Source organism: Pseudomonas sp. AC239 (assembly GCF_979258545.1).
The window spans coordinates 5,428,752-5,445,718 of record NZ_OZ409864.1; the positions used below are offsets into that span (position 1 = coordinate 5,428,752).

Below are 16,967 nucleotides of genomic sequence, written 5' to 3' on the forward strand. Positions count from 1 at the left end.
TGGATCAGATGACGCTTTCGCGAGCAAGCTCGCTCCCACAGGATTTATGGTGTGGCGCAAATTGTAGTCACAACCTCAATCCCCTTGTGGGAGCGAGCCTGCTCGCGAAGAAGCCCGAAAGAACACATCAATCTTTCGGGCTATCCACCAACCGCCGAGCCAACGCTTTGGCCTGCGCAGCGACGTCCGTCACTGCCGTACTCTCCCACCACATCCCGCGCAACGGCGGGCCCATGGCGAACAACCGAGCGCTCACCTGCCCTTCGGCATCCACCACTGCGCCGTCCTTTGCTGTGATCCCCAGCGCCAGCGGCCCCGGTTGCACCAGTCCCCGCGCCAGCAATTGCTGCGGCAACGGCCGAGCAACACGCCGCCAGTCGTATTCAATGCCGCTGGAATTGATCAGCGCCGCACCGCTGACCACGCCTGTTTCAGTCTCACCCCGCGGACGGATGCTAATGGCCACGGCATCGTCAGCGCGCGGCTCAAGCCCCTTGAACGACGCAGCGTGCACGCGCAAGCGCCCTTCCTTGTGCAACCGCTCGATCAACTCGGCGCTGAGCGGTGGCGAACGATGGTGATGACTTTCCCACCATGGCCGCACATGCCGTACGAATTGTCGACGCTGCACGTCAGTCGCCTGACTCCACAACCGCGCGATATGCGCGCGAACGGTATCGAGTGGTGCCTGCCAATCAATGCCTTGAGCTGTAGCGTCGCGGCAATGGCGCCGCAATTCGCGCACCAACTGGCGTGGCGTGCGGATGCTGTGATCTGCTGCCAGAAAATCCTCCCAGACCGGTGGCTGACGGCGCACATGCGGCAGCAACCCGTGCCGGGAAAACACCTCGATCGGCCCGCGATGTCCGGCCTGTTCCAGCGACACCACGGCATCGACCATCGTCAGCCCAGAGCCGATGATCAGCACGGTGGATCGCGGGTCGAGTTCGCGCATCGCAGCCACATCCCAAGGATCGAGCGCGGAGGCGTTGAGGCCACTGGATTGCGTCTGGGGCGTGCGGGCCGCAGGAAACATGCCGGTGGCGAGCACTGCCTGCGATCCACGCAAAATCCGGCCATCGCTCAAGGTGAGTCGCACTGAACCGGAATCGATTTGCAGGTCGACGACCTCAGCACAGACATGTTCAACGGTCGAACCTTGCCGCACGCCCACCGCCCGAGCCTCGGCAAGACGCTGTTGCACATAGACGCCGAATAAACCGCGAGGCGGGAACAGTTCACTGACCGGCACAGCCTGCTCAGCCGACTCCGGCCAGCCGCCGCCGGCAATATGCGCGGTCAGCCACTGCGTCAGATCATCAGGATTATCCGGGTCGACGCTCATGCGTGCCGCGTTGCCGTTCAGCGTGTGGCCCAGCTCGACGGCGCTGTAAGCCTCGCCCCGTCCCAGTTCAGCACGCGGCTCGATGACAACAATGCTCCGCTGCCCAGGCAGACGTAACAATTGCACCGCCAGCATCGTGCCGCTGAGGCCGCCACCGATGATCAGGATGTCCGCAGAGTGCTCCATTCAAATCACCACATTACGCACGAACCGCGCAGCCACATTGCCGTCGTTGCGGTAGGAATGCGGTTGATTGCTGGCGAACATGAAAAACTCTCCTTTATGGATGTGCTGCGGCTGATCGCCGAGCATCAGCGTCAAGCATCCCTCAAACACGTAAATCTGCTCGCTCCAGCCGTCGGCGTCCGGTTGCGACGGATAGACCTCACCCGGTTGCAGGCACCATTCCCATTGCTCGACTGCGCGGGTCGCAGACGCTTTGGACAGAAGCACGGCTCTGCTGCCCGGGATCGTGCCCACCCAGGCAACCTCGTTGATCCGGCTCGGGTCGCGCGCATCGTGGGCTTGAATCAGATCGCTGAAGGCCACGTCGAGGGCCTCGGCGACGCGGTCAAGCGTGGTCAGGCTGACATTCTTCTCGCCGGCTTCGATCGCCACCAGCATCCGTCGGCTGACCCCGGACTTTTCCGCCAGCGCAGTCTGGCTCATGTCCGCCGCATGGCGCAGACGTCGGACATTCTGGCTGACGTGTTGCAGGACGGAGGCTCGCTGAGTTGAATCTTTGTGCACTATATTGCTCACTCGGTGGTATTGGGCAGTATACTGCGCAACGTTGGCGGCATTGTGCGGCCTCTCTTTTACAGTGCGCAAGGACATGATGTCGCTGAACAATTCCCCTTCCCGAATCCGCTTCTCCCGCTTCAGCAAAGCCGAGTGCGTCCTGGTGCTGATCACCATGATCTGGGGCGGCACGTTCCTGCTGGTGCAACACGCGATGACGGTCAGCGGGCCGATGTTTTTCGTCGGCCTGCGCTTTGCCGCAGCAGCGGCGATTGTTGCGATGTTCTCTTGGCGCCACCTGCGAGAGTTAACCCTGTTCGAAGTGAAGGCAGGGTCATTCATCGGTGTGGCGATCATGCTCGGTTACGGCTTGCAGACGGTCGGGCTGCAAAGCATTCCGAGTAGCCAATCGGCGTTCATTACCGCGCTGTACGTACCGTTTGTACCTCTGCTGCAATGGCTGGTATTGGGACGACGCCCGGGGTTGATGCCGAGCATCGGGATCATGCTGGCGTTTACCGGATTGATGCTGTTGTCGGGTCCCTCGGGGGCGGCGTTGAATTTCAGCCCGGGAGAAATTGCGACATTGATCAGCGCCGTTGCGATTGCAGCCGAAATCATCCTGATCAGCACGTTCGCCGGACAGGTCGATGTGCGGCGAGTGACGGTGGTGCAACTGGCGGTGACGTCGGTGTTGTCGTTCCTGCTGGTGGTGCCGACCGGTGAAGTGATTCCGGAGTTTTCCTGGTTATTGCTGGCAACGGCTTTGGGCCTGGGCGCGGCGAGTGCGGCGATCCAGGTGGCGATGAACTGGGCGCAGAAGAGCGTTTCGCCGACTCGGGCGACGTTGATCTATGCCGGTGAGCCGGTATGGGCCGGAATCGTTGGTCGGATTGCCGGGGAGCGTTTGCCGGCGATTGCACTGGTGGGCGCGGGGTTGATCGTTGCGGCGGTGATTGTCAGTGAGTTGAAGACCAAGGGGAAGGCTGCCGAGGCAGAAGGTGAGTTGGAACGCGAAACGCAGGCGTGATCCGCGTTTTTTCAGTGGTAATGCAAACGCTTTCGCGAGCAGGCTCGCTCCCACATTTTGAAATACAGTCCAATGTGGGAGCGAGCCTGCTCGCGAAAGAGCCACAACATTGTTGTCCTTGAAACAACGCTAAACACAAAATTTGAGACTACTTTGTAGGATTCTGAGACATCCTCGCGTTTGGTGATCAGGGAGCTGGCACGTATGATGCTTCACAAACTTCCGCAGATTAGAAGCCTATGTCCCTGATAGTTCTACTGCTTCTGCCATTCATTGGCAGCTGTCTGGCAGCGGTGCTGCCGCACAATGCGCGTAATGCCGAATCCCTGCTGGCGGGGCTGGTCGCTTTGATCGGCACCGTCCAGGTCGCGATGCTGTACCCGCAAATCGCCCACGGTGGCGTGATCCGCGAAGAATTCATGTGGTTGCCCAGCCTCGGGCTGAACTTCGTTTTGCGCATGGACGGCTTCGCCTGGCTGTTCTCGATGCTGGTGCTGGGCATCGGCACACTCGTCTCTTTATATGCGCGTTATTACATGTCGCCGGACGATCCGGTGCCGCGCTTTTTCGCGTTTTTTCTGGCGTTCATGGGCGCCATGCTCGGTCTGGTGATCTCTGGCAACCTGATTCAGATCGTGTTTTTCTGGGAGCTGACCAGCCTCTTCTCGTTCCTGCTGATCGGCTACTGGCACCACCGCGCCGATGCGCGGCGCGGTGCTTATATGGCGTTGATGGTCACCGGGGCTGGCGGCTTATGCCTGTTGGCGGGGGTCATGATTCTCGGCCATGTCGTCGGCAGCTACGACCTCGACAAGGTCCTGGCCGCCGGCGATCTGATTCGCGCACATGCCCTCTACCCTGTTCTTCTGCCCCTCATCCTGATTGGCGCGCTGAGCAAAAGCGCGCAATTCCCGTTTCACTTCTGGCTGCCCCACGCAATGGCGGCGCCGACGCCCGTCTCGGCCTATCTGCACTCGGCAACCATGGTCAAGGCCGGGGTTTTCCTTTTGGCACGTCTGTGGCCGTCGCTGTCCGGCAGTGAGGAATGGTTCTACATCGTCAGCGGAGCGGGCGCCTGTACGCTGTTGCTCGGCGCGTACTGCGCCATGTTCCAGAACGATCTCAAAGGTTTGCTGGCCTACTCGACCATCAGCCATCTGGGTCTGATCACTTTGCTCCTGGGCCTGAACAGTTCACTGGCGGCGGTAGCGGCGGTGTTTCACATCCTCAATCACGCGACGTTCAAAGCCTCGCTGTTCATGGCCGCCGGCATCATTGACCACGAAAGCGGCACCCGTGACATTCGCAAGCTCAGCGGACTGATCAAACTGATTCCCTATACGGCGACGCTGGCCATGGTCGCAAGTGCCTCGATGGCCGGCGTGCCGCTGCTCAACGGCTTCCTGTCGAAAGAAATGTTCTTCGCCGAAACCGTGTTCATCAACGCCACCGCGTGGGTCGAAACCAGTCTGCCGATCGTCGCGACCATCGCCGGCATGTTCAGCGTTGCTTACTCTCTGCGTTTCACCGTCGATGTTTTCTTCGGCCCCACCGCCACTGATCTGCCGCATACGCCGCACGAGCCGCCCCGCTGGATGCGTGCGCCGGTCGAGTTGCTGGTCTTCACCTGCCTTCTGGTGGGGATTTTCCCGGCGCAGATCGTCGGGCCATTGCTTGCCGCCGCGGCGCTGCCGGTTGTCGGCGGTGAGTTGCCGGAATACAGCCTCGCCATCTGGCACGGCCTGAACGCGCCGATGATCATGAGCCTGATCGCCATGTCCGGTGGCATCGTCCTGTATCTGCTGCTGCGCAAGCAGTTCAAGCGCGGCCGCTTCAAGTACCCGCCGCTGGTGGGCCGCTTCAATGGCAAGCGGCTGTTCGAGCGCAGTCTGGTAGTGATGATGCGCATCGCCCGGCGCGTCGAGCGGCGCCTGGGCACCAAGCGCTTGCAGATGCAGCTGTTTCTGATGGTGTCGGCCGCCGTGCTCGCCGGTCTGATCCCGATGCTGCACAGCAGCCTGAGCTGGGGTGACCGGCCGAAAATCCCCGGTTCGATTGTCTTCGTCACGCTGTGGCTGCTGGCGATTGCCTGCGCGCTTGGCGCCGCATGGCAGGCGAAGTATCACCGTCTCGCTGCCCTGACCATGGTCAGTGTCTGCGGCCTGATGACCTGCGTGACCTTCGTCTGGTTCTCCGCGCCGGACCTGGCACTGACGCAATTGGCGGTAGAAGTGGTAACCACGGTGTTGATCCTGCTCGGCCTGCGCTGGTTGCCGCGCCGCATCGAGGAAGTCTCGCCGCTGCCGAGCAGCCTGCGCAAGGCGCGTATTCGTCGTCTGCGCGACTTGCTCCTATCGATTGCGGTCGGTGCGGGCATGGCGCTGCTGTCCTACGCCATGCTCACCCGGCAGACGCCTAACCACATTTCCTCGTTCTACCTCAGCCGCGCCCTGCCCGAAGGCGGTGGCAGCAACGTGGTCAACGTGATGCTGGTGGACTTCCGTGGCTTCGACACCCTTGGCGAAATCACCGTACTGGTCGCCGTGGCGCTCACCGTGTTCGCCCTGCTGCGCCGCTTCCGTCCGCCGAAGGAAAGCCTGCAATTGCCAGCCCAGCAACGCCTGCTCGCGCCCGACGTGGTCACCGATCTGGTCAACCCACGTTCAGCCAGCGACACCGCGCTCGGTTTCATGATGGTGCCGGCGGTGCTGGTGCGCCTGCTGCTGCCTGTCGCGCTGGTGGTGTCGTTCTATTTGTTCATGCGCGGGCACAATCAGCCGGGCGGCGGTTTTGTCGCCGGGCTGGTGATGTCGGTCGCGTTCATTCTGCAATATATGGTTGCCGGCACGCAGTGGGTCGAGGCGCAAATGAGCCTGCGGCCATTGCGCTGGATGGGTACCGGCCTGCTGTTCGCCACCGCCACCGGTCTCGGTGCGATGCTGGCTGGCTATCCGTTCCTGACCACCCACACCTGGCACATCAGCGTGCCATTGCTTGGCGATATCCATATCGCCAGTGCGCTGTTCTTCGACATCGGCGTGTACGCCGTGGTGGTCGGGTCGACGCTGCTGATCCTTACCGCCCTCGCCCACCAATCGGTGCGCGGCCACAAGACAGCATCGCTGCCCAAGTCCGTCGCCAGCAAAGGAGCCGTCTGATGGAAGAAGTCATCGCAATCGCCATCGGCATTCTCGCCGCGTCAGGGGTCTGGCTGATCTTGCGCCCGCGTACTTTTCAGGTGGTCATGGGCCTGTGCCTGTTGTCGTACGCGGTCAATTTGTTCATTTTCAGCATGGGCAGCCTGTTCATCGGCAAAGAGCCAGTGATCAAGGACGGCGTGACCCAGGATCTGCTGCACTACACCGACCCGCTGCCCCAGGCGCTGGTGCTGACGGCGATCGTCATCAGCTTCGCCATGACCGCGCTGTTTCTCGTCGTATTGCTCGCCTCGCGCGGCTTGACCGGCACCGACCACGTCGACGGCCGGGAGCCTAAAGAATGATGGCGATGACTCACCTGATCGCCGCACCCATTCTGCTGCCGCTACTGACCGCCGCGATCATGCTGATGCTGGGCGAGAAGCACCGGCCACTGAAGGCGAAAATCAACCTGTTCTCCAGTCTGCTCGGCCTGTTCATTTCAGTGATGTTGCTGCAATGGACCCAGACCACTGGCGTGCCCGGTTCCATTGGCGTTTATCTGCCAGGCAACTGGCAGGCACCGTTTGGCATCGTCCTGGTGGTCGATCGCCTGTCGGCGCTGATGCTGGTACTGACCGGCGTCATCGGCGTCAGCGCGTTGCTGTTTGCCATGGCCCGCTGGGACGGCGCCGGCTCGAGCTTCCACGCCCTGTTCCAGATTCAACTGATGGGCCTGTATGGCGCCTTCCTGACGGCGGACCTGTTCAACCTGTTCGTGTTTTTCGAAGTTTTGCTGGCCGCCTCCTACGGCCTGTTGCTGCATGGATCCGGCCGCGCGCGGGTGTCGTCGGGATTGCATTACATCTCGATCAATCTGCTGGCCTCGTCGTTGTTTCTCATAGGCGCGGCGTTGATATACGGGGTGACCGGTACGCTGAACATGGCCGACCTGGCGATGAAGATTCCGCTGGTGCCGGAAGCTGATCGTGGCCTGCTGCATGCTGGCGCGGGGATTCTCGCGGTAGCGTTTCTGGCGAAGGCTGGCATGTGGCCGCTGAATTTCTGGCTGGTGCCGGCCTATTCCTCGGCCAGCGCGCCGGTGGCGGCGATGTTCGCGATCATGACCAAGGTCGGCGTCTACACCCTGCTGCGCCTGTGGACCCTGCTGTTTTCCGGCCAGGCCGGCGCTTCGGCATTTTTTGGCGGCGACTGGCTGATCTACGGCGGCATGGCGACCATGGCTTGCGCAGGGCTGGCGATTCTCGCCGCGCAGCGCCTGGAGCGCATGGCCAGCCTGAGCATTCTGGTGTCGGCCGGCATCCTGCTCTCGGCGATCGGCTTCGCCCAGCCGAACCTGATCGGCGCTGCATTGTTCTATCTGGTCAGCTCGACGCTGGCGCTGAGCGCATTGTTCATGCTCGCCGAACTGATCGAGCGCTCGCGTTCGGCCAACGAAATCCCGCTGGAAGACGAAAGCGAACTCTTGCCGCGTCCGCAGGAATCGCTGCAGCCACCCAAGGGCATCAACCTCGACGACGAACAAAAAGCCGTGGTCGGCCAGGTCATTCCGTGGACCATGGCGTTTCTCGGTTTGAGCTTCATTGCCTGCGCGCTGTTGATCATCGGCATGCCACCGCTGTCCGGGTTCATCGGCAAGCTCAGCCTGATCGGCGCTTTGCTCAACCCCCTGGGACTTGGCACCGAGGCGCCACTGTCTCCCGGCGCCTGGGGATTGCTGGCGCTGTTGATCCTGACCGGTCTGGCCTCGCTGATGGCCTTCTCGCGCCTGGGCATTCAGCGCTTCTGGACGCCGGAGGAGCGCCCCTCGCCATTGCTGCGCAAACTCGAATGCGCGCCAATTTTCCTGCTGCTCGGCCTGAGCATCGCCCTGACATTCAAGGCTGAACCGCTGCTGCGCTACACCCAGGCTACGGCCGACGCGCTGAACAATCCGCAGCAATATGTGCTGGCCGTGCTTGGCACTCGCGCCGTGCCGAGCCCTCAGGCGAGAGCCGACATGCTTGAGGTGCAGCCATGAAGCGACTGTTTCCGGCTCCGTGGTTATCGATAGCCCTGTGGATTCTGTGGCTGACACTCAACCTGTCGGTCAGCCCGGGCAATCTGTTGCTCGGCGCCGCGCTGGGTTTCGCCGCGCCGCTGATGATGCGCAAGCTGCGACCAAAACGAGCGCGCATCCGCAACCCTATGGCCATTGTGCGTCTGTTCTTCCTGGTGGGCCGTGACGTGATCATGTCCAACCTCATCGTCGCCTGGGGCGTACTCAACGCCGGGCGTCGTCCACCCAACTCATGCTTTATCAAGGTGCCGCTCGATTTGCGCGATGCTCATGGTTTGGCTGCATTGGCGATGATCTGCACTGTGGTGCCCGGCACCGTATGGTCGGAGCTGGCGCTGGACCGCAGTGTCTTGTTACTGCACGTCTGGGATCTGCACGACGAAGCGCGGTTCATCGAGCACTTCAAAAGCACTTACGAGCGACCGTTGATGGAGATTTTCGAATGAGCCCATTGCTGTCGAATGCGATTCTGTTGACGCTGTTTCTGTACTGCGTAGCAATGGCACTGACCCTGGTGCGCCTGTTCAAAGGCCCTTCTGCTCAGGATCGGGTACTGGCGCTGGATTACCTGTACATAGTCGCCATGTTGATGATGCTGACCCTGGGTATTCGTTATGCCAGTGATACCTACTTCGAAGCGGCGCTGCTGATCGCGCTGTTCGGTTTCGTCGGCTCGTTTGCGCTGGCGAAATTCCTGCTGCGTGGCGAGGTGATCGAATGAATGCCGAATTGTCTTTATGGGTCGAGATTCCAGTGGCGGCCCTGCTGGTGCTCAGCGGTGTATTTACGCTGCTGGGCGCAACCGGATTGCTGCGCATGAAGGACTACTTCCAGCGCATGCATCCGCCGGCGCTGGCCTCGACGATCGGGGCCTGGTGCGTGGCGCTGGCATCGATCATCTGCTTTTCAGCACTGAAGTCCGGGCCGGTGGTGCATGCCTGGCTGATTCCGGTTTTGTTGGCGATCACCGTACCGGTAACCACCCTGCTGCTGGCGCGGGCGGCGTTGTTTCGCAAGCGGATGGCTGGGGATGATGTGCCGGCTGAGGTGAGCAGTCGTCAGACTGAAAGTGGTAACTGATGATTTTTCGGCGCCTGTGATGGCGCCATCGCTACAGTAGGAACGCGCCCTCCATTGTGGGAGCGAGCCTGCTCGCGAAGAGGCCAGTCGGGGCATCGCCAATTCCGGATCGGCTCAAACCCACGCTACTGCCAACAACCCCGCCCCCAACAGCGCACACAACGGCGAATACACCCAAGTATCCAGCCGCGCAAATCGCGAATCCTTCACTTCCTTGAAAAAGCCGACCAGATGCGAATCACCGATCGCTCGGGCAAACATCAATAACGCAATGGCGCTGATCACCCATTGCAGCGTCTTGTGCTGAACCGCCGGCATGCCCCAGCCGACCCGCATGCAAACCAGCACCGCGATCACCAGCAGCGCAACCGCGACCAACAACGTCAGCCAGCCTGAGGGCTTGAACGCCGGGCGCACTGTGGCGACGAAGCCAGACACCGGCACTTGCGGCACCACCGCCGCAGCCGCCCATTGCCCACCCAACGCCCAATACACGTGCATCAGGCCGATTGCCGCGAACACCGTCACCAGCCATTGGGCCAACACAAAGGTCATGGTTGAAATCCTTCAAAGGGATTTGAACAAACCATCGTAGTCGGATTTTCTGCCTATGCACGACCGGTCGGCGGTACGGTGCCTTGAGCGCGTTATTTCAGATCAGCCGCCACCTTGTCAGCCACATCCTTGGGCAACCACGCTTGCCAGACATCCGGATGCGCCTTCATGAACGCCACCGCCGCTTCTCGAGGCGCAGTGTGCTTGTCACTCATATCCGCCAGTGCCTTGTTCAGGGGCTCGATCGGAAAGTCGACTTTGCTGAAAAACTCGGCAATTTGCGGATTCTGCTTTTGAAACGGTGTGGATACGCCGATTGACAGCTTCGATGCCAGCGAGCGGGTCGGTTTTGGATTGGGATTATCGGCGTCTGTCAGCGTCTTCCACGCCTCGGCATCGAATGGCGGCTCTTCCAGCTGCACCAGTTTGAATTTGCCAAGCAGCGGCGTCGGCGACCAGTAGTAGAACAGCACTGGTTTGCCGCGACGAATCGAAGAGCTGATCTCGGCATCCAGCGCAGCGCCGGAACCGCTGCGGAAGTTGGTGTAGTCGTCCTGCAAGCCATACGCCGTGAGCTTTTGCTTGTTGACCACTTCCGACGTCCAGCCGATCGGGCTATTGAGGAAACGCCCTTTGCCCGGGCTCTCCGGGTCCTTGAACACGTCCTTGTATTTCTTCAGGTCAGTGACACTGCGCAGATCCGGCGCCAGCGGCTTGATGCCTTTGGCCGGGTCGCCCTTGATCACGTATTCCGGCACCCACCAGCCTTCAGTGGCGCCCTTCACCGTATCGCCCAGACCGACAACCTTGCCTTCTGCCTCTGCCTTGACCCAGACCGGACTGCGACCGGCCCACTCCTCGCCAATCACCTGAATGTCGTTATTGGCCAGTGCGGTTTCCAGGGTGATGGTAGTGCCCGGCAGCGTGTCGGTCGGCAGGCCATAGCCTTTCTCGACGATCACCCGCAGCACCTCGGTGATCAGACTGCCGCTTTCCCAGTTCAGGTCGGCAAAATGGATCGGCGCCTGTGCCGCTTGCAGCGATTGCGCTGACGTCAGCAAACCAAAGGTGGCCACGCTGGCGGCCAGTAACCGTCGAAATCCGTTCATGCATTGCACCTCGTGCTGTTCACAGCTATGGCAAGTCTGGCCTGACGGGAGCGCAAGCCTCTGAATAACTCAGTCAACTGACTTTAGCCGAGGTTCCTGCTTTTTCCGGCGTCTGCTGCGCACGAGGTTACGTTTCAGACTTTTCCTGCAGGCTTTGCAGCTCACGTCTGACCATGCTGGCGTAGGCCGCCGGTTGCAATGCATAGATCTGCGACGCCACCCAACTCAGCCAGACACCTTGCAGTTCGTGCTTGCGGGCGAACAATCGCTGCGCTTCTTCGCGTGCGCTCTCGAGGTTTTGCGAATGGAAATCTGCGCGGCTCACTCGCTGGCCTTGAAGGTCACCAATTCGCCCTTGCGCCATTTCGCGGCTTTGGCGGTGACGGCTTTCAGAGTTTTGGTCAGGCCTTCCTGCAACTGCTCATTAGCAGCAAATACAGTGACGACGCTATGGCCTTCCTTGAACAGGATCGCGTGACCGTCGGCGGTGCTGACGAACGCGTAGTCGCCCAGGCCGTAGACCGTCAGTTTGATGTCGCGAAAACGGATGTCCATCTTGCCGCCTTCGCGGCTGGGCAGAACCGATGCAATGAAATGGTCGCCAACCTTGAGTTTGAGCCCAGGTTTGTCATCGACCACTAATGCACTTTCGGTGTCGATTTCGGCGATGTAAATGCCTTCGGCGTTTTGCTCGGTGATGTAAACAAAACGTGATTGGAATTGCTTGACCAGCTTTGCACGCAAATCACCGAGCACGAACAAAGCATGCATATCGAGGTTACTGACTGCCAAAGATACATCCCCACATTTGAAAACCGCGCAGCGCAAAACGCCCACGGCAAAGACACGGCCAGGCCGATGAAAACTGCAAAAACACTCAAAAACCCGAAGCGAGCGAAGCGCTCTTTAATCGCGAGGTTCGTAGCCTACTGGATTGTCATTAATGAAACCCGCTCCGAAATCGCCAAACCTTGAAGGAAAAGCTTCAAGTGCGACTGGAGCAAATCTGACTACAAACTTTAGGGAAATTTCTCACGAAAAAAAGCACTTTTCCGACATATCGCTGGCGAAAAATTGCTTTAGATAAGCCCAGTCGTCAGCAGGTACTGGCGATTCTAGAGCAGCGATGCTCATTACGACTACCCGCAACGGCCGTTAAATCCCGGCCGACTGATGAAAAGGACTTCATATGTGCAATTTGACTCATTTCGCCACGTCGGCCGAGGCACACATCAGCACACCTGCGACGGTGCAGGTTGCCAACGTCAGCAATCTTCCGACATCTTCTAACAATCACCAGATCCCGCACTTTCAGGTAGTGCCAGCGGGCATCGCCTTCTTTCACATCAAGGAGATATCCACCGGGCGTGTCAGAGGTTTCCGCGGCAATCATAACGAAGCATGCGCTCTCGCCCGCTCGCTTGAATCAAAAATCGAACTCCGCGCCTCCGGCTGCCTCTGATAAGGGAAGTGAACGAACAAGCCGCAACGGCACCGACCCAGGAGTAGATATGGAACTGCCAACCGAGCTCAACCTGACCACCCTTTTCGACCAGTTGGGCCTGCCGTCCGATGAAGCGTCGATCAATGACTTTGTCGAAGCCCATCCGCTGGACTCTGAGACCAAACTGATCGATGCCGATTTCTGGACGCCCCAACAGGCGCAATTACTCAAAGAGTGGCTGCGTGCTGACGGGGAAGAAGCGCCGATTGTCGATGAGCTGAACGTACGTTTGCATCGCGGTAAGTAAGGGCGTTCAGTGCAGGCTATGGCCGGGCTCGATGTTCAATTGTTCGAGCCAGGCAGCCTTGCACTCCTCCGCCTCATCGCGACTGGCGAAAGCCGTGCCGCGTCGCTCACCATTGAGCAAAACCACCCAGCACACACTGCGCCCCATCGCGCGTAATCCTTCCGGAACGCCGCTGCCGATCATTACTGCCACGTCTACCCTGCACTGCATGTGCCCTCCGAAATAATTAGCTGCCTAACTAAGTCGCCAGGTTAAAGCTTTCTCTCCAGAGGAAACAGCAATTGCCGTGCACAGATTCATTGCGTCAACGGTAACAATCTCAGCGCGGATTCTCTGGTTTGTAACCCAGACGCAAACCGCCCCAGTGTCGGCCGTTGATCAAGATTGGCACCGATAAGTCATGCATCAGCTCACCGGTGTCACGCGTGTAAGTCTGCAACAGCACCGGTTGCTGATGGCTGCCGCAGCGGATACCGGTGCGATCAGTGAATTTGCGTTTGGTGCGGTTGTTCACCGTGTCGACCTGCACATCGCCGGTCAATGGCTGGCTGAATGCCTGGTTATGCGTCGGTACATAGCCCTGCTGCGTGCAGGCGATCGCAAACACCAAACCTTCATGACGAGCTAGCAGAGGCTCTTGAATCGCCGGCAAGACCTGATCGGTGTATCGATCAAACCGGGTCTGAAATTTGGCGGGTTCGGTGCCCGGAATCGGTTCGTAGCTGCGATCAAACAAATCATCCAGGCTGATCCGCCCCTGCTCGACATCCGCCTCGAAGCGCGCCGCGATCTGACTCGCACCTTCGCGGGCCAGGTCATAGATTCGCTGGTGATAGTCATCCAGACCCACTTCGGCCAGGCGCTCGCTGATGGTTTCCGCCTGCCCTTCCATCTGCACCGCTGCGTCGGCGAGGCGACGGGTCTGCTGATCGCTGATCGCCAGGTCGCTACGCATTTGCTCGATAGCATTGAACAATGCGTCGAGCTGCTCTCGATTGGTTTGCGCGCCACGGGCGATTTCACTGACCTGAGTTTCCACCCCGGCCGCGAGTCGCGCGATGTTCTCCAGCTGCTGGCCGGTGTGTTCGACCTGTTCGACGCCGGTGTGCAGATCGCTCGACAACTCACGAATCTGCGCCACCACTTGCGCGGTACGTTGCTGAATGTCAGCGACCATCCCACCGACCTCACCCGTGGCCGCCGCCGTACGCGCGGCCAGTCCGCGCACCTCGTCGGCGACCACTGCGAAACCGCGACCATGCTCACCGGCCCGGGCTGCTTCAATCGCAGCGTTCAACGCCAACAGATTGGTCTGGCTGGCAATCGACTGAATCACCAGCGTCACCCGCTGAATGTCGTCGCTGCGCACACTCAAGGCCTCGATCAATTCGCGACTGGCGTTGGCGCGTTGACTGAGTTGCTGCATGCGCGCAATAGAGTCGAGCAGTTCGCTGCGCCCCGCCGCGCTGCTGTGATGCGCTTGGCTGGCGGCATCCAGTGCGTCGCGACTGAGCTGTGAAGTCGCCTGTTCAGTAGCGATCATCACCTCGGCGTTGCTGACGATCTGCGCCGCCGCGTCGAGTTGCGATTCAAGTTTGCTTGCAAGGGCTTTTACCGAGAACGCGACACTGGCCGCAGAGAGTGCGTTGTGACTGGTGGTATAGGAAAGATCGCGGGTCAGTGCGGACAATGCGCTCGCACTATCGACCGGGGCAGCAGCAGGAGCACTGCGCGAGCGCAGGCGCGGCAGCCAGACAATCAACACCGCCAGCGGCATGCCGATGTACAGCGACCACTCAGCCATAGCCATGCCGGCGAGCAAGAGCATCAGGGCGATGCTTTGCAGGGTCGGCGCGATCCAGCGGTTTTTCGGCAAAAGCACTGGTGCAGGCAGCGCCGCAACCAGAGATCCATCTCTCGTCATCTTGATCACCCCACGTTTGTTCTCATTGTTGTGACTGCATTAAACGCCACTACAACGCCATTATCCATGGTCCGTTAGTCGTGGGGTCTGTGGCAGGTCAATGGAACGACGGGGAAATATCGCAGACGAGCAAAAACAAAGATCGCAGCCTTCGACGACGCCCGAATAGGAGCTGCCGAAGGCTGCGATCTCTTCAAGGTGCCCTGTTGACAGGGTCACCCCACAGAATCAGGCCTGACGCTGGTGCTTGTCGATCTGCTCGTGACGCTCTTGAGCTTCGATGCAGTACTTGGTAGTCGGGCTGATCAGCAGGCGCTTCAGGCCGATGGCCTCACCGCTGTCGTCGCACCAGCCAAAGCTGTCATCCTTGATGCGCTCAAGGGCTTGTTCCAGTTGCGGCAGCATGCGCTGGTCGCGATCGATCGCGTTGACCAGCCAGGTGCGCTCTTCTTCAACCGAAGCCGCGTCCGCCGGGTCAGCCGGAGTGTCCAGGCTTTCGATGGCGATACGATTTTGCTCAATTCGCTCGTGGGTTTCGACTTTCATGTTCTGCAACAGCTCAGTGAAGAAAGCATGTTGCTCTGCATTCATGTAGTCATCTGCCGGCATGGCCAGCAACTTGTCCTTTGTCATTGATATCTCTATAAAAAAACGTGCATTAAGGCGAATAAGGGAGCGTTTCGGCGAACCGTGTCGGCCGTCGAAAAGGCATCGTTTTATTGCAAACGCCACCCGGCACTCAATTTACGAGGGGCGGCAGTCTAAGGCCCGATCAAGACCTCAGCAACTGTAAATACAGGGAATTTGTCCGACAGGACCTGGAAACTGCTCTGACACAGGCTTCACACGGCCATCGGAGTGCGTTTATAGCAAGAAATTCAGTCCAGCGGCTGTATATAGAAGACAAACGGCTAACCACACCCCGACGCACCGCGAAAACTTTTTATCGCAAGGTGCATCGTTTCACCCCGGCAGCTCCCGCACAGCCCTTCTATTATCAGGCCCACCGCGCGATCAACCTGCCTGAAGGACGGATCTATGCCCCGCCTCGATCTGTCGGCCGCCGACGAGCTTTCCCTCGTCAGCCCCCCGATCACTGCCGAGCGCCTGTTGCAGACGATCAGCGAAGAATACGACGCCCTGCCGCGCCAGCTCAAACGCGTCGCCAGTTACATCAGCCAGCAGAGCGAGCGGATCATGGTCGACCGCATCAGCGACATCGCCCGCGAGTGCGAAGTGCCTCCGTCAGCCATTGTGCGTTTCTCGCAACGCTTCGGGTTCAGCGGCTCCAGCGAGATGCAGGCGCTGTCCCGCCAGGCCTGGGCGGACAAAACCACGCCGGTGCAAAATTATCAGCAGCGCACAGCCCCCTCTCGCCACTGGCGAAACTCGCCAACAGTGTATTGCTGGTCAATGAAGGCAGTGCTCTGGCATTTCGTTCGCTGAGTGCAACGCTGTGTTTATGTCAGGCGCTGTTTGTGGCGGTGGCCTTTCGGCTGGGCCTGGACATCGATGAGATTCACGAGCAGCCCGGATTCGACGACTGACAATTGCCTCTCGCTCCGCTAGGTTATGCGTTCCCACCGGTTCGACTTGAAGGAACGCGTCATGAAACTGATCGGCATGCTCGACTCCCCTTACGTGCGCCGCGTAGCGATTTCCGCCAAATGCCTGGGCATTGACCTTGAACACGAGTCGGTCTCGGTGTTCCGCCATTTCGAGCGATTCCAGCAGATCAACCCGGTGGTCAAGGCGCCGACGCTGATCCTCGATGACGGTCTGGTGCTGATGGACTCGACGTTGATTCTCGATTATCTCGAAAGCGCGTCCGGCAAAAGCCTGCTGCCGAAAGAATTGTCACAGCGCGCCCACGCCCTGCGTCTGATCGGCCTCAGCCTCGCCGCCTGCGAAAAAGCCGTGCAGCTCTACTACGAACGCAACCTGCGCCCGGCCGAGATTCAATATCGGCCGTGGGTCGAACGCGTCGAGGGCCAACTCGCCGCCGCGTTTACCGCGCTGGAAAAAGAACTTGAACACAGTGACTTGCCTGTCGACGGCTCCCTCGCCCAGACCGGCATCAGCCTGGCGATTGCCTGGAGCTTCACCGAATTCGTCGTGCCCGATCAGATCGACGCAGCACGATTTGCGCGTATCGCCGAGTACACTGCCTACGCAGAAGGCACCGATGCGTTCATCAGCACACCGATGAACTGAT

20 protein-coding genes and 1 pseudogene are annotated in these 16,967 nt (G+C 59.8%); 12 read left to right on the forward strand and 9 right to left on the reverse strand.

Going from position 1 to position 16,967, the window contains the following annotated elements; genetic code table 11:
* Positions 1 to 127: 127 nt before the first annotated feature.
* Together ACZ0AZ_RS24585 and ACZ0AZ_RS24590 are read right to left on the reverse strand one after the other, a co-directional pair.
* Positions 128 to 1,531, reverse strand: coding sequence for an FAD/NAD(P)-binding protein (locus ACZ0AZ_RS24585; RefSeq protein WP_463538357.1), 1,404 nt, complete (start codon positions 1,529 to 1,531; stop codon positions 128 to 130).
* A complete protein-coding gene (locus ACZ0AZ_RS24590) occupies positions 1,532 to 2,095 on the reverse strand; it encodes a helix-turn-helix domain-containing protein (protein ID WP_129999976.1) in 564 nt (187 codons plus the stop codon).
* Positions 2,096 to 2,180: 85 nt separating this feature from the next.
* Here ACZ0AZ_RS24590 and ACZ0AZ_RS24595 point away from each other — a divergent pair, with 85 nt between their 5' ends.
* The 7 genes from ACZ0AZ_RS24595 (at position 2,181) to ACZ0AZ_RS24625 (ending at position 9,413) form a co-directional block, all read left to right on the forward strand.
* Complete coding sequence (locus ACZ0AZ_RS24595) at positions 2,181 to 3,116, forward strand: DMT family transporter (RefSeq protein WP_129999977.1); 936 nt, start codon at positions 2,181 to 2,183, stop codon at positions 3,114 to 3,116.
* A 239-nt stretch (positions 3,117 to 3,355) separates the two neighbouring features.
* Positions 3,356 to 6,274 carry a monovalent cation/H+ antiporter subunit A gene (locus ACZ0AZ_RS24600; protein ID WP_310408370.1) on the forward strand — a complete coding sequence of 973 codons (2,919 nt, stop codon included), beginning with the start codon at positions 3,356 to 3,358 and terminating at the stop codon, positions 6,272 to 6,274.
* Positions 6,274 to 6,618, forward strand: a complete 345-nt coding sequence (locus ACZ0AZ_RS24605) for a Na+/H+ antiporter subunit C (protein WP_016775082.1) — start codon at positions 6,274 to 6,276, stop codon at positions 6,616 to 6,618. The genes ACZ0AZ_RS24600 and ACZ0AZ_RS24605 overlap by 1 nt, the downstream gene beginning before the upstream one ends.
* Positions 6,615 to 8,294, forward strand: a complete 1,680-nt coding sequence (locus tag ACZ0AZ_RS24610; protein WP_129999979.1) for a monovalent cation/H+ antiporter subunit D — start codon at positions 6,615 to 6,617, stop codon at positions 8,292 to 8,294. Before ACZ0AZ_RS24605 ends, ACZ0AZ_RS24610 begins: the two co-directional genes overlap by 4 nt.
* On the forward strand, positions 8,291 to 8,779 hold the full coding sequence (locus ACZ0AZ_RS24615; protein ID WP_463538358.1) for a Na+/H+ antiporter subunit E: 489 nt from the start codon (positions 8,291 to 8,293) through the stop codon (positions 8,777 to 8,779). The genes ACZ0AZ_RS24610 and ACZ0AZ_RS24615 overlap by 4 nt, the downstream gene beginning before the upstream one ends.
* Complete coding sequence (locus tag ACZ0AZ_RS24620; RefSeq protein ID WP_016775085.1) at positions 8,776 to 9,054, forward strand: K+/H+ antiporter subunit F; 279 nt, start codon at positions 8,776 to 8,778, stop codon at positions 9,052 to 9,054. Before ACZ0AZ_RS24615 ends, ACZ0AZ_RS24620 begins: the two co-directional genes overlap by 4 nt.
* A complete protein-coding gene (locus ACZ0AZ_RS24625; RefSeq protein WP_039763124.1) occupies positions 9,051 to 9,413 on the forward strand; it encodes a Na+/H+ antiporter subunit G in 363 nt (120 codons plus the stop codon). The genes ACZ0AZ_RS24620 and ACZ0AZ_RS24625 overlap by 4 nt, the downstream gene beginning before the upstream one ends.
* Before the next feature lie 114 nt (positions 9,414 to 9,527).
* Here ACZ0AZ_RS24625 and ACZ0AZ_RS24630 read toward each other — a convergent pair whose 3' ends face one another.
* The 4 genes from ACZ0AZ_RS24630 to ACZ0AZ_RS24645 form a co-directional block, all read right to left on the reverse strand.
* Positions 9,528 to 9,968, reverse strand: a complete 441-nt coding sequence (locus ACZ0AZ_RS24630; protein ID WP_039763125.1) for a DUF3995 domain-containing protein — start codon at positions 9,966 to 9,968, stop codon at positions 9,528 to 9,530.
* A gap of 92 nt (positions 9,969 to 10,060) precedes the next feature.
* On the reverse strand, positions 10,061 to 11,077 hold the full coding sequence (locus ACZ0AZ_RS24635) for an ABC transporter substrate-binding protein (protein ID WP_129999982.1): 1,017 nt from the start codon (positions 11,075 to 11,077) through the stop codon (positions 10,061 to 10,063).
* 127 nt (positions 11,078 to 11,204) lie between these two features.
* Positions 11,205 to 11,402 (reverse strand): hypothetical protein, encoded by a 198-nt coding sequence (locus ACZ0AZ_RS24640; RefSeq protein WP_463538359.1) that lies wholly within the window; start codon positions 11,400 to 11,402, stop codon positions 11,205 to 11,207.
* Positions 11,399 to 11,848 carry a hypothetical protein gene (locus tag ACZ0AZ_RS24645; RefSeq protein WP_052269148.1) on the reverse strand — a complete coding sequence of 150 codons (450 nt, stop codon included), beginning with the start codon at positions 11,846 to 11,848 and terminating at the stop codon, positions 11,399 to 11,401. The genes ACZ0AZ_RS24640 and ACZ0AZ_RS24645 overlap by 4 nt, the downstream gene beginning before the upstream one ends.
* On the opposite strand from ACZ0AZ_RS24645, the gene ACZ0AZ_RS24650 reads away from it, so the two are divergent.
* The 3 genes from ACZ0AZ_RS24650 to ACZ0AZ_RS24660 all read left to right on the forward strand — a co-directional run bounded on the left by ACZ0AZ_RS24650 (position 11,843) and on the right by ACZ0AZ_RS24660 (position 12,828).
* Positions 11,843 to 12,052: a hypothetical protein gene (locus ACZ0AZ_RS24650; RefSeq protein ID WP_052269149.1), complete on the forward strand. Its 210-nt coding sequence runs from the start codon at positions 11,843 to 11,845 to the stop codon at positions 12,050 to 12,052. The two genes, ACZ0AZ_RS24645 and ACZ0AZ_RS24650, sit on opposite strands and share 6 nt — an antisense overlap.
* Before the next feature lie 214 nt (positions 12,053 to 12,266).
* Positions 12,267 to 12,539, forward strand: a complete 273-nt coding sequence (locus ACZ0AZ_RS24655) for a hypothetical protein (protein WP_039763129.1) — start codon at positions 12,267 to 12,269, stop codon at positions 12,537 to 12,539.
* 49 nt (positions 12,540 to 12,588) lie between these two features.
* On the forward strand, positions 12,589 to 12,828 hold the full coding sequence (locus tag ACZ0AZ_RS24660) for a DUF2789 family protein (protein ID WP_039763130.1): 240 nt from the start codon (positions 12,589 to 12,591) through the stop codon (positions 12,826 to 12,828).
* A gap of 6 nt (positions 12,829 to 12,834) precedes the next feature.
* On the opposite strand, the gene ACZ0AZ_RS24665 is transcribed toward ACZ0AZ_RS24660, so the two are convergent.
* From ACZ0AZ_RS24665 to ACZ0AZ_RS24675, 3 genes are all read right to left on the reverse strand, one after another.
* Positions 12,835 to 13,038 (reverse strand): hypothetical protein, encoded by a 204-nt coding sequence (locus ACZ0AZ_RS24665; RefSeq protein ID WP_129999984.1) that lies wholly within the window; start codon positions 13,036 to 13,038, stop codon positions 12,835 to 12,837.
* Between the two features lie 109 nt (positions 13,039 to 13,147).
* The gene (locus ACZ0AZ_RS24670) at positions 13,148 to 14,752 is read right to left on the reverse strand and encodes a methyl-accepting chemotaxis protein (protein WP_463538360.1); all 1,605 of its coding nucleotides are present in this window, start codon (positions 14,750 to 14,752) and stop codon (positions 13,148 to 13,150) included.
* A gap of 228 nt (positions 14,753 to 14,980) precedes the next feature.
* A complete protein-coding gene (locus ACZ0AZ_RS24675) occupies positions 14,981 to 15,385 on the reverse strand; it encodes a TraR/DksA family transcriptional regulator (protein WP_016775095.1) in 405 nt (134 codons plus the stop codon).
* A 405-nt stretch (positions 15,386 to 15,790) separates the two neighbouring features.
* Here ACZ0AZ_RS24675 and ACZ0AZ_RS24680 point away from each other — a divergent pair.
* Positions 15,791 to 16,299: pseudogene (locus tag ACZ0AZ_RS24680) on the forward strand (MurR/RpiR family transcriptional regulator).
* A gap of 61 nt (positions 16,300 to 16,360) precedes the next feature.
* Positions 16,361 to 16,966: a glutathione S-transferase gene (locus ACZ0AZ_RS24685; protein ID WP_463538361.1), complete on the forward strand. Its 606-nt coding sequence runs from the start codon at positions 16,361 to 16,363 to the stop codon at positions 16,964 to 16,966.
* Position 16,967: the final 1 nt, after the last annotated feature.

What these genes read in the sequence shown, in the direction of transcription:
- ACZ0AZ_RS24665 (WP_129999984.1), bottom strand. Translation starts at nt 13,038, where the DNA reads ATGCAGTGCAGGGTAGACGTGGCAGTAATGATCGGCAGCGGCGTTCCG.
- ACZ0AZ_RS24625 (WP_039763124.1), top strand. Translation starts at nt 9,051, where the DNA reads ATGAATGCCGAATTGTCTTTATGGGTCGAGATTCCAGTGGCGGCCCTG.
- ACZ0AZ_RS24595 (WP_129999977.1), top strand. Translation starts at nt 2,181, where the DNA reads ATGATGTCGCTGAACAATTCCCCTTCCCGAATCCGCTTCTCCCGCTTC.
- ACZ0AZ_RS24655 (WP_039763129.1), top strand. Translation starts at nt 12,267, where the DNA reads ATGTGCAATTTGACTCATTTCGCCACGTCGGCCGAGGCACACATCAGC.
- ACZ0AZ_RS24585 (WP_463538357.1), bottom strand. Translation starts at nt 1,531, where the DNA reads ATGGAGCACTCTGCGGACATCCTGATCATCGGTGGCGGCCTCAGCGGC.
- ACZ0AZ_RS24660 (WP_039763130.1), top strand. Translation starts at nt 12,589, where the DNA reads ATGGAACTGCCAACCGAGCTCAACCTGACCACCCTTTTCGACCAGTTG.
- ACZ0AZ_RS24635 (WP_129999982.1), bottom strand. Translation starts at nt 11,077, where the DNA reads ATGAACGGATTTCGACGGTTACTGGCCGCCAGCGTGGCCACCTTTGGT.
- ACZ0AZ_RS24620 (WP_016775085.1), top strand. Translation starts at nt 8,776, where the DNA reads ATGAGCCCATTGCTGTCGAATGCGATTCTGTTGACGCTGTTTCTGTAC.
- ACZ0AZ_RS24685 (WP_463538361.1), top strand. Translation starts at nt 16,361, where the DNA reads ATGAAACTGATCGGCATGCTCGACTCCCCTTACGTGCGCCGCGTAGCG.
- ACZ0AZ_RS24675 (WP_016775095.1), bottom strand. Translation starts at nt 15,385, where the DNA reads ATGACAAAGGACAAGTTGCTGGCCATGCCGGCAGATGACTACATGAAT.
- ACZ0AZ_RS24630 (WP_039763125.1), bottom strand. Translation starts at nt 9,968, where the DNA reads ATGACCTTTGTGTTGGCCCAATGGCTGGTGACGGTGTTCGCGGCAATC.
- ACZ0AZ_RS24645 (WP_052269148.1), bottom strand. Translation starts at nt 11,848, where the DNA reads ATGCATGCTTTGTTCGTGCTCGGTGATTTGCGTGCAAAGCTGGTCAAG.
- ACZ0AZ_RS24670 (WP_463538360.1), bottom strand. Translation starts at nt 14,752, where the DNA reads ATGACGAGAGATGGATCTCTGGTTGCGGCGCTGCCTGCACCAGTGCTT.
- ACZ0AZ_RS24600 (WP_310408370.1), top strand. Translation starts at nt 3,356, where the DNA reads ATGTCCCTGATAGTTCTACTGCTTCTGCCATTCATTGGCAGCTGTCTG.
- ACZ0AZ_RS24605 (WP_016775082.1), top strand. Translation starts at nt 6,274, where the DNA reads ATGGAAGAAGTCATCGCAATCGCCATCGGCATTCTCGCCGCGTCAGGG.
- ACZ0AZ_RS24610 (WP_129999979.1), top strand. Translation starts at nt 6,615, where the DNA reads ATGATGGCGATGACTCACCTGATCGCCGCACCCATTCTGCTGCCGCTA.
- ACZ0AZ_RS24615 (WP_463538358.1), top strand. Translation starts at nt 8,291, where the DNA reads ATGAAGCGACTGTTTCCGGCTCCGTGGTTATCGATAGCCCTGTGGATT.
- ACZ0AZ_RS24650 (WP_052269149.1), top strand. Translation starts at nt 11,843, where the DNA reads ATGCATATCGAGGTTACTGACTGCCAAAGATACATCCCCACATTTGAA.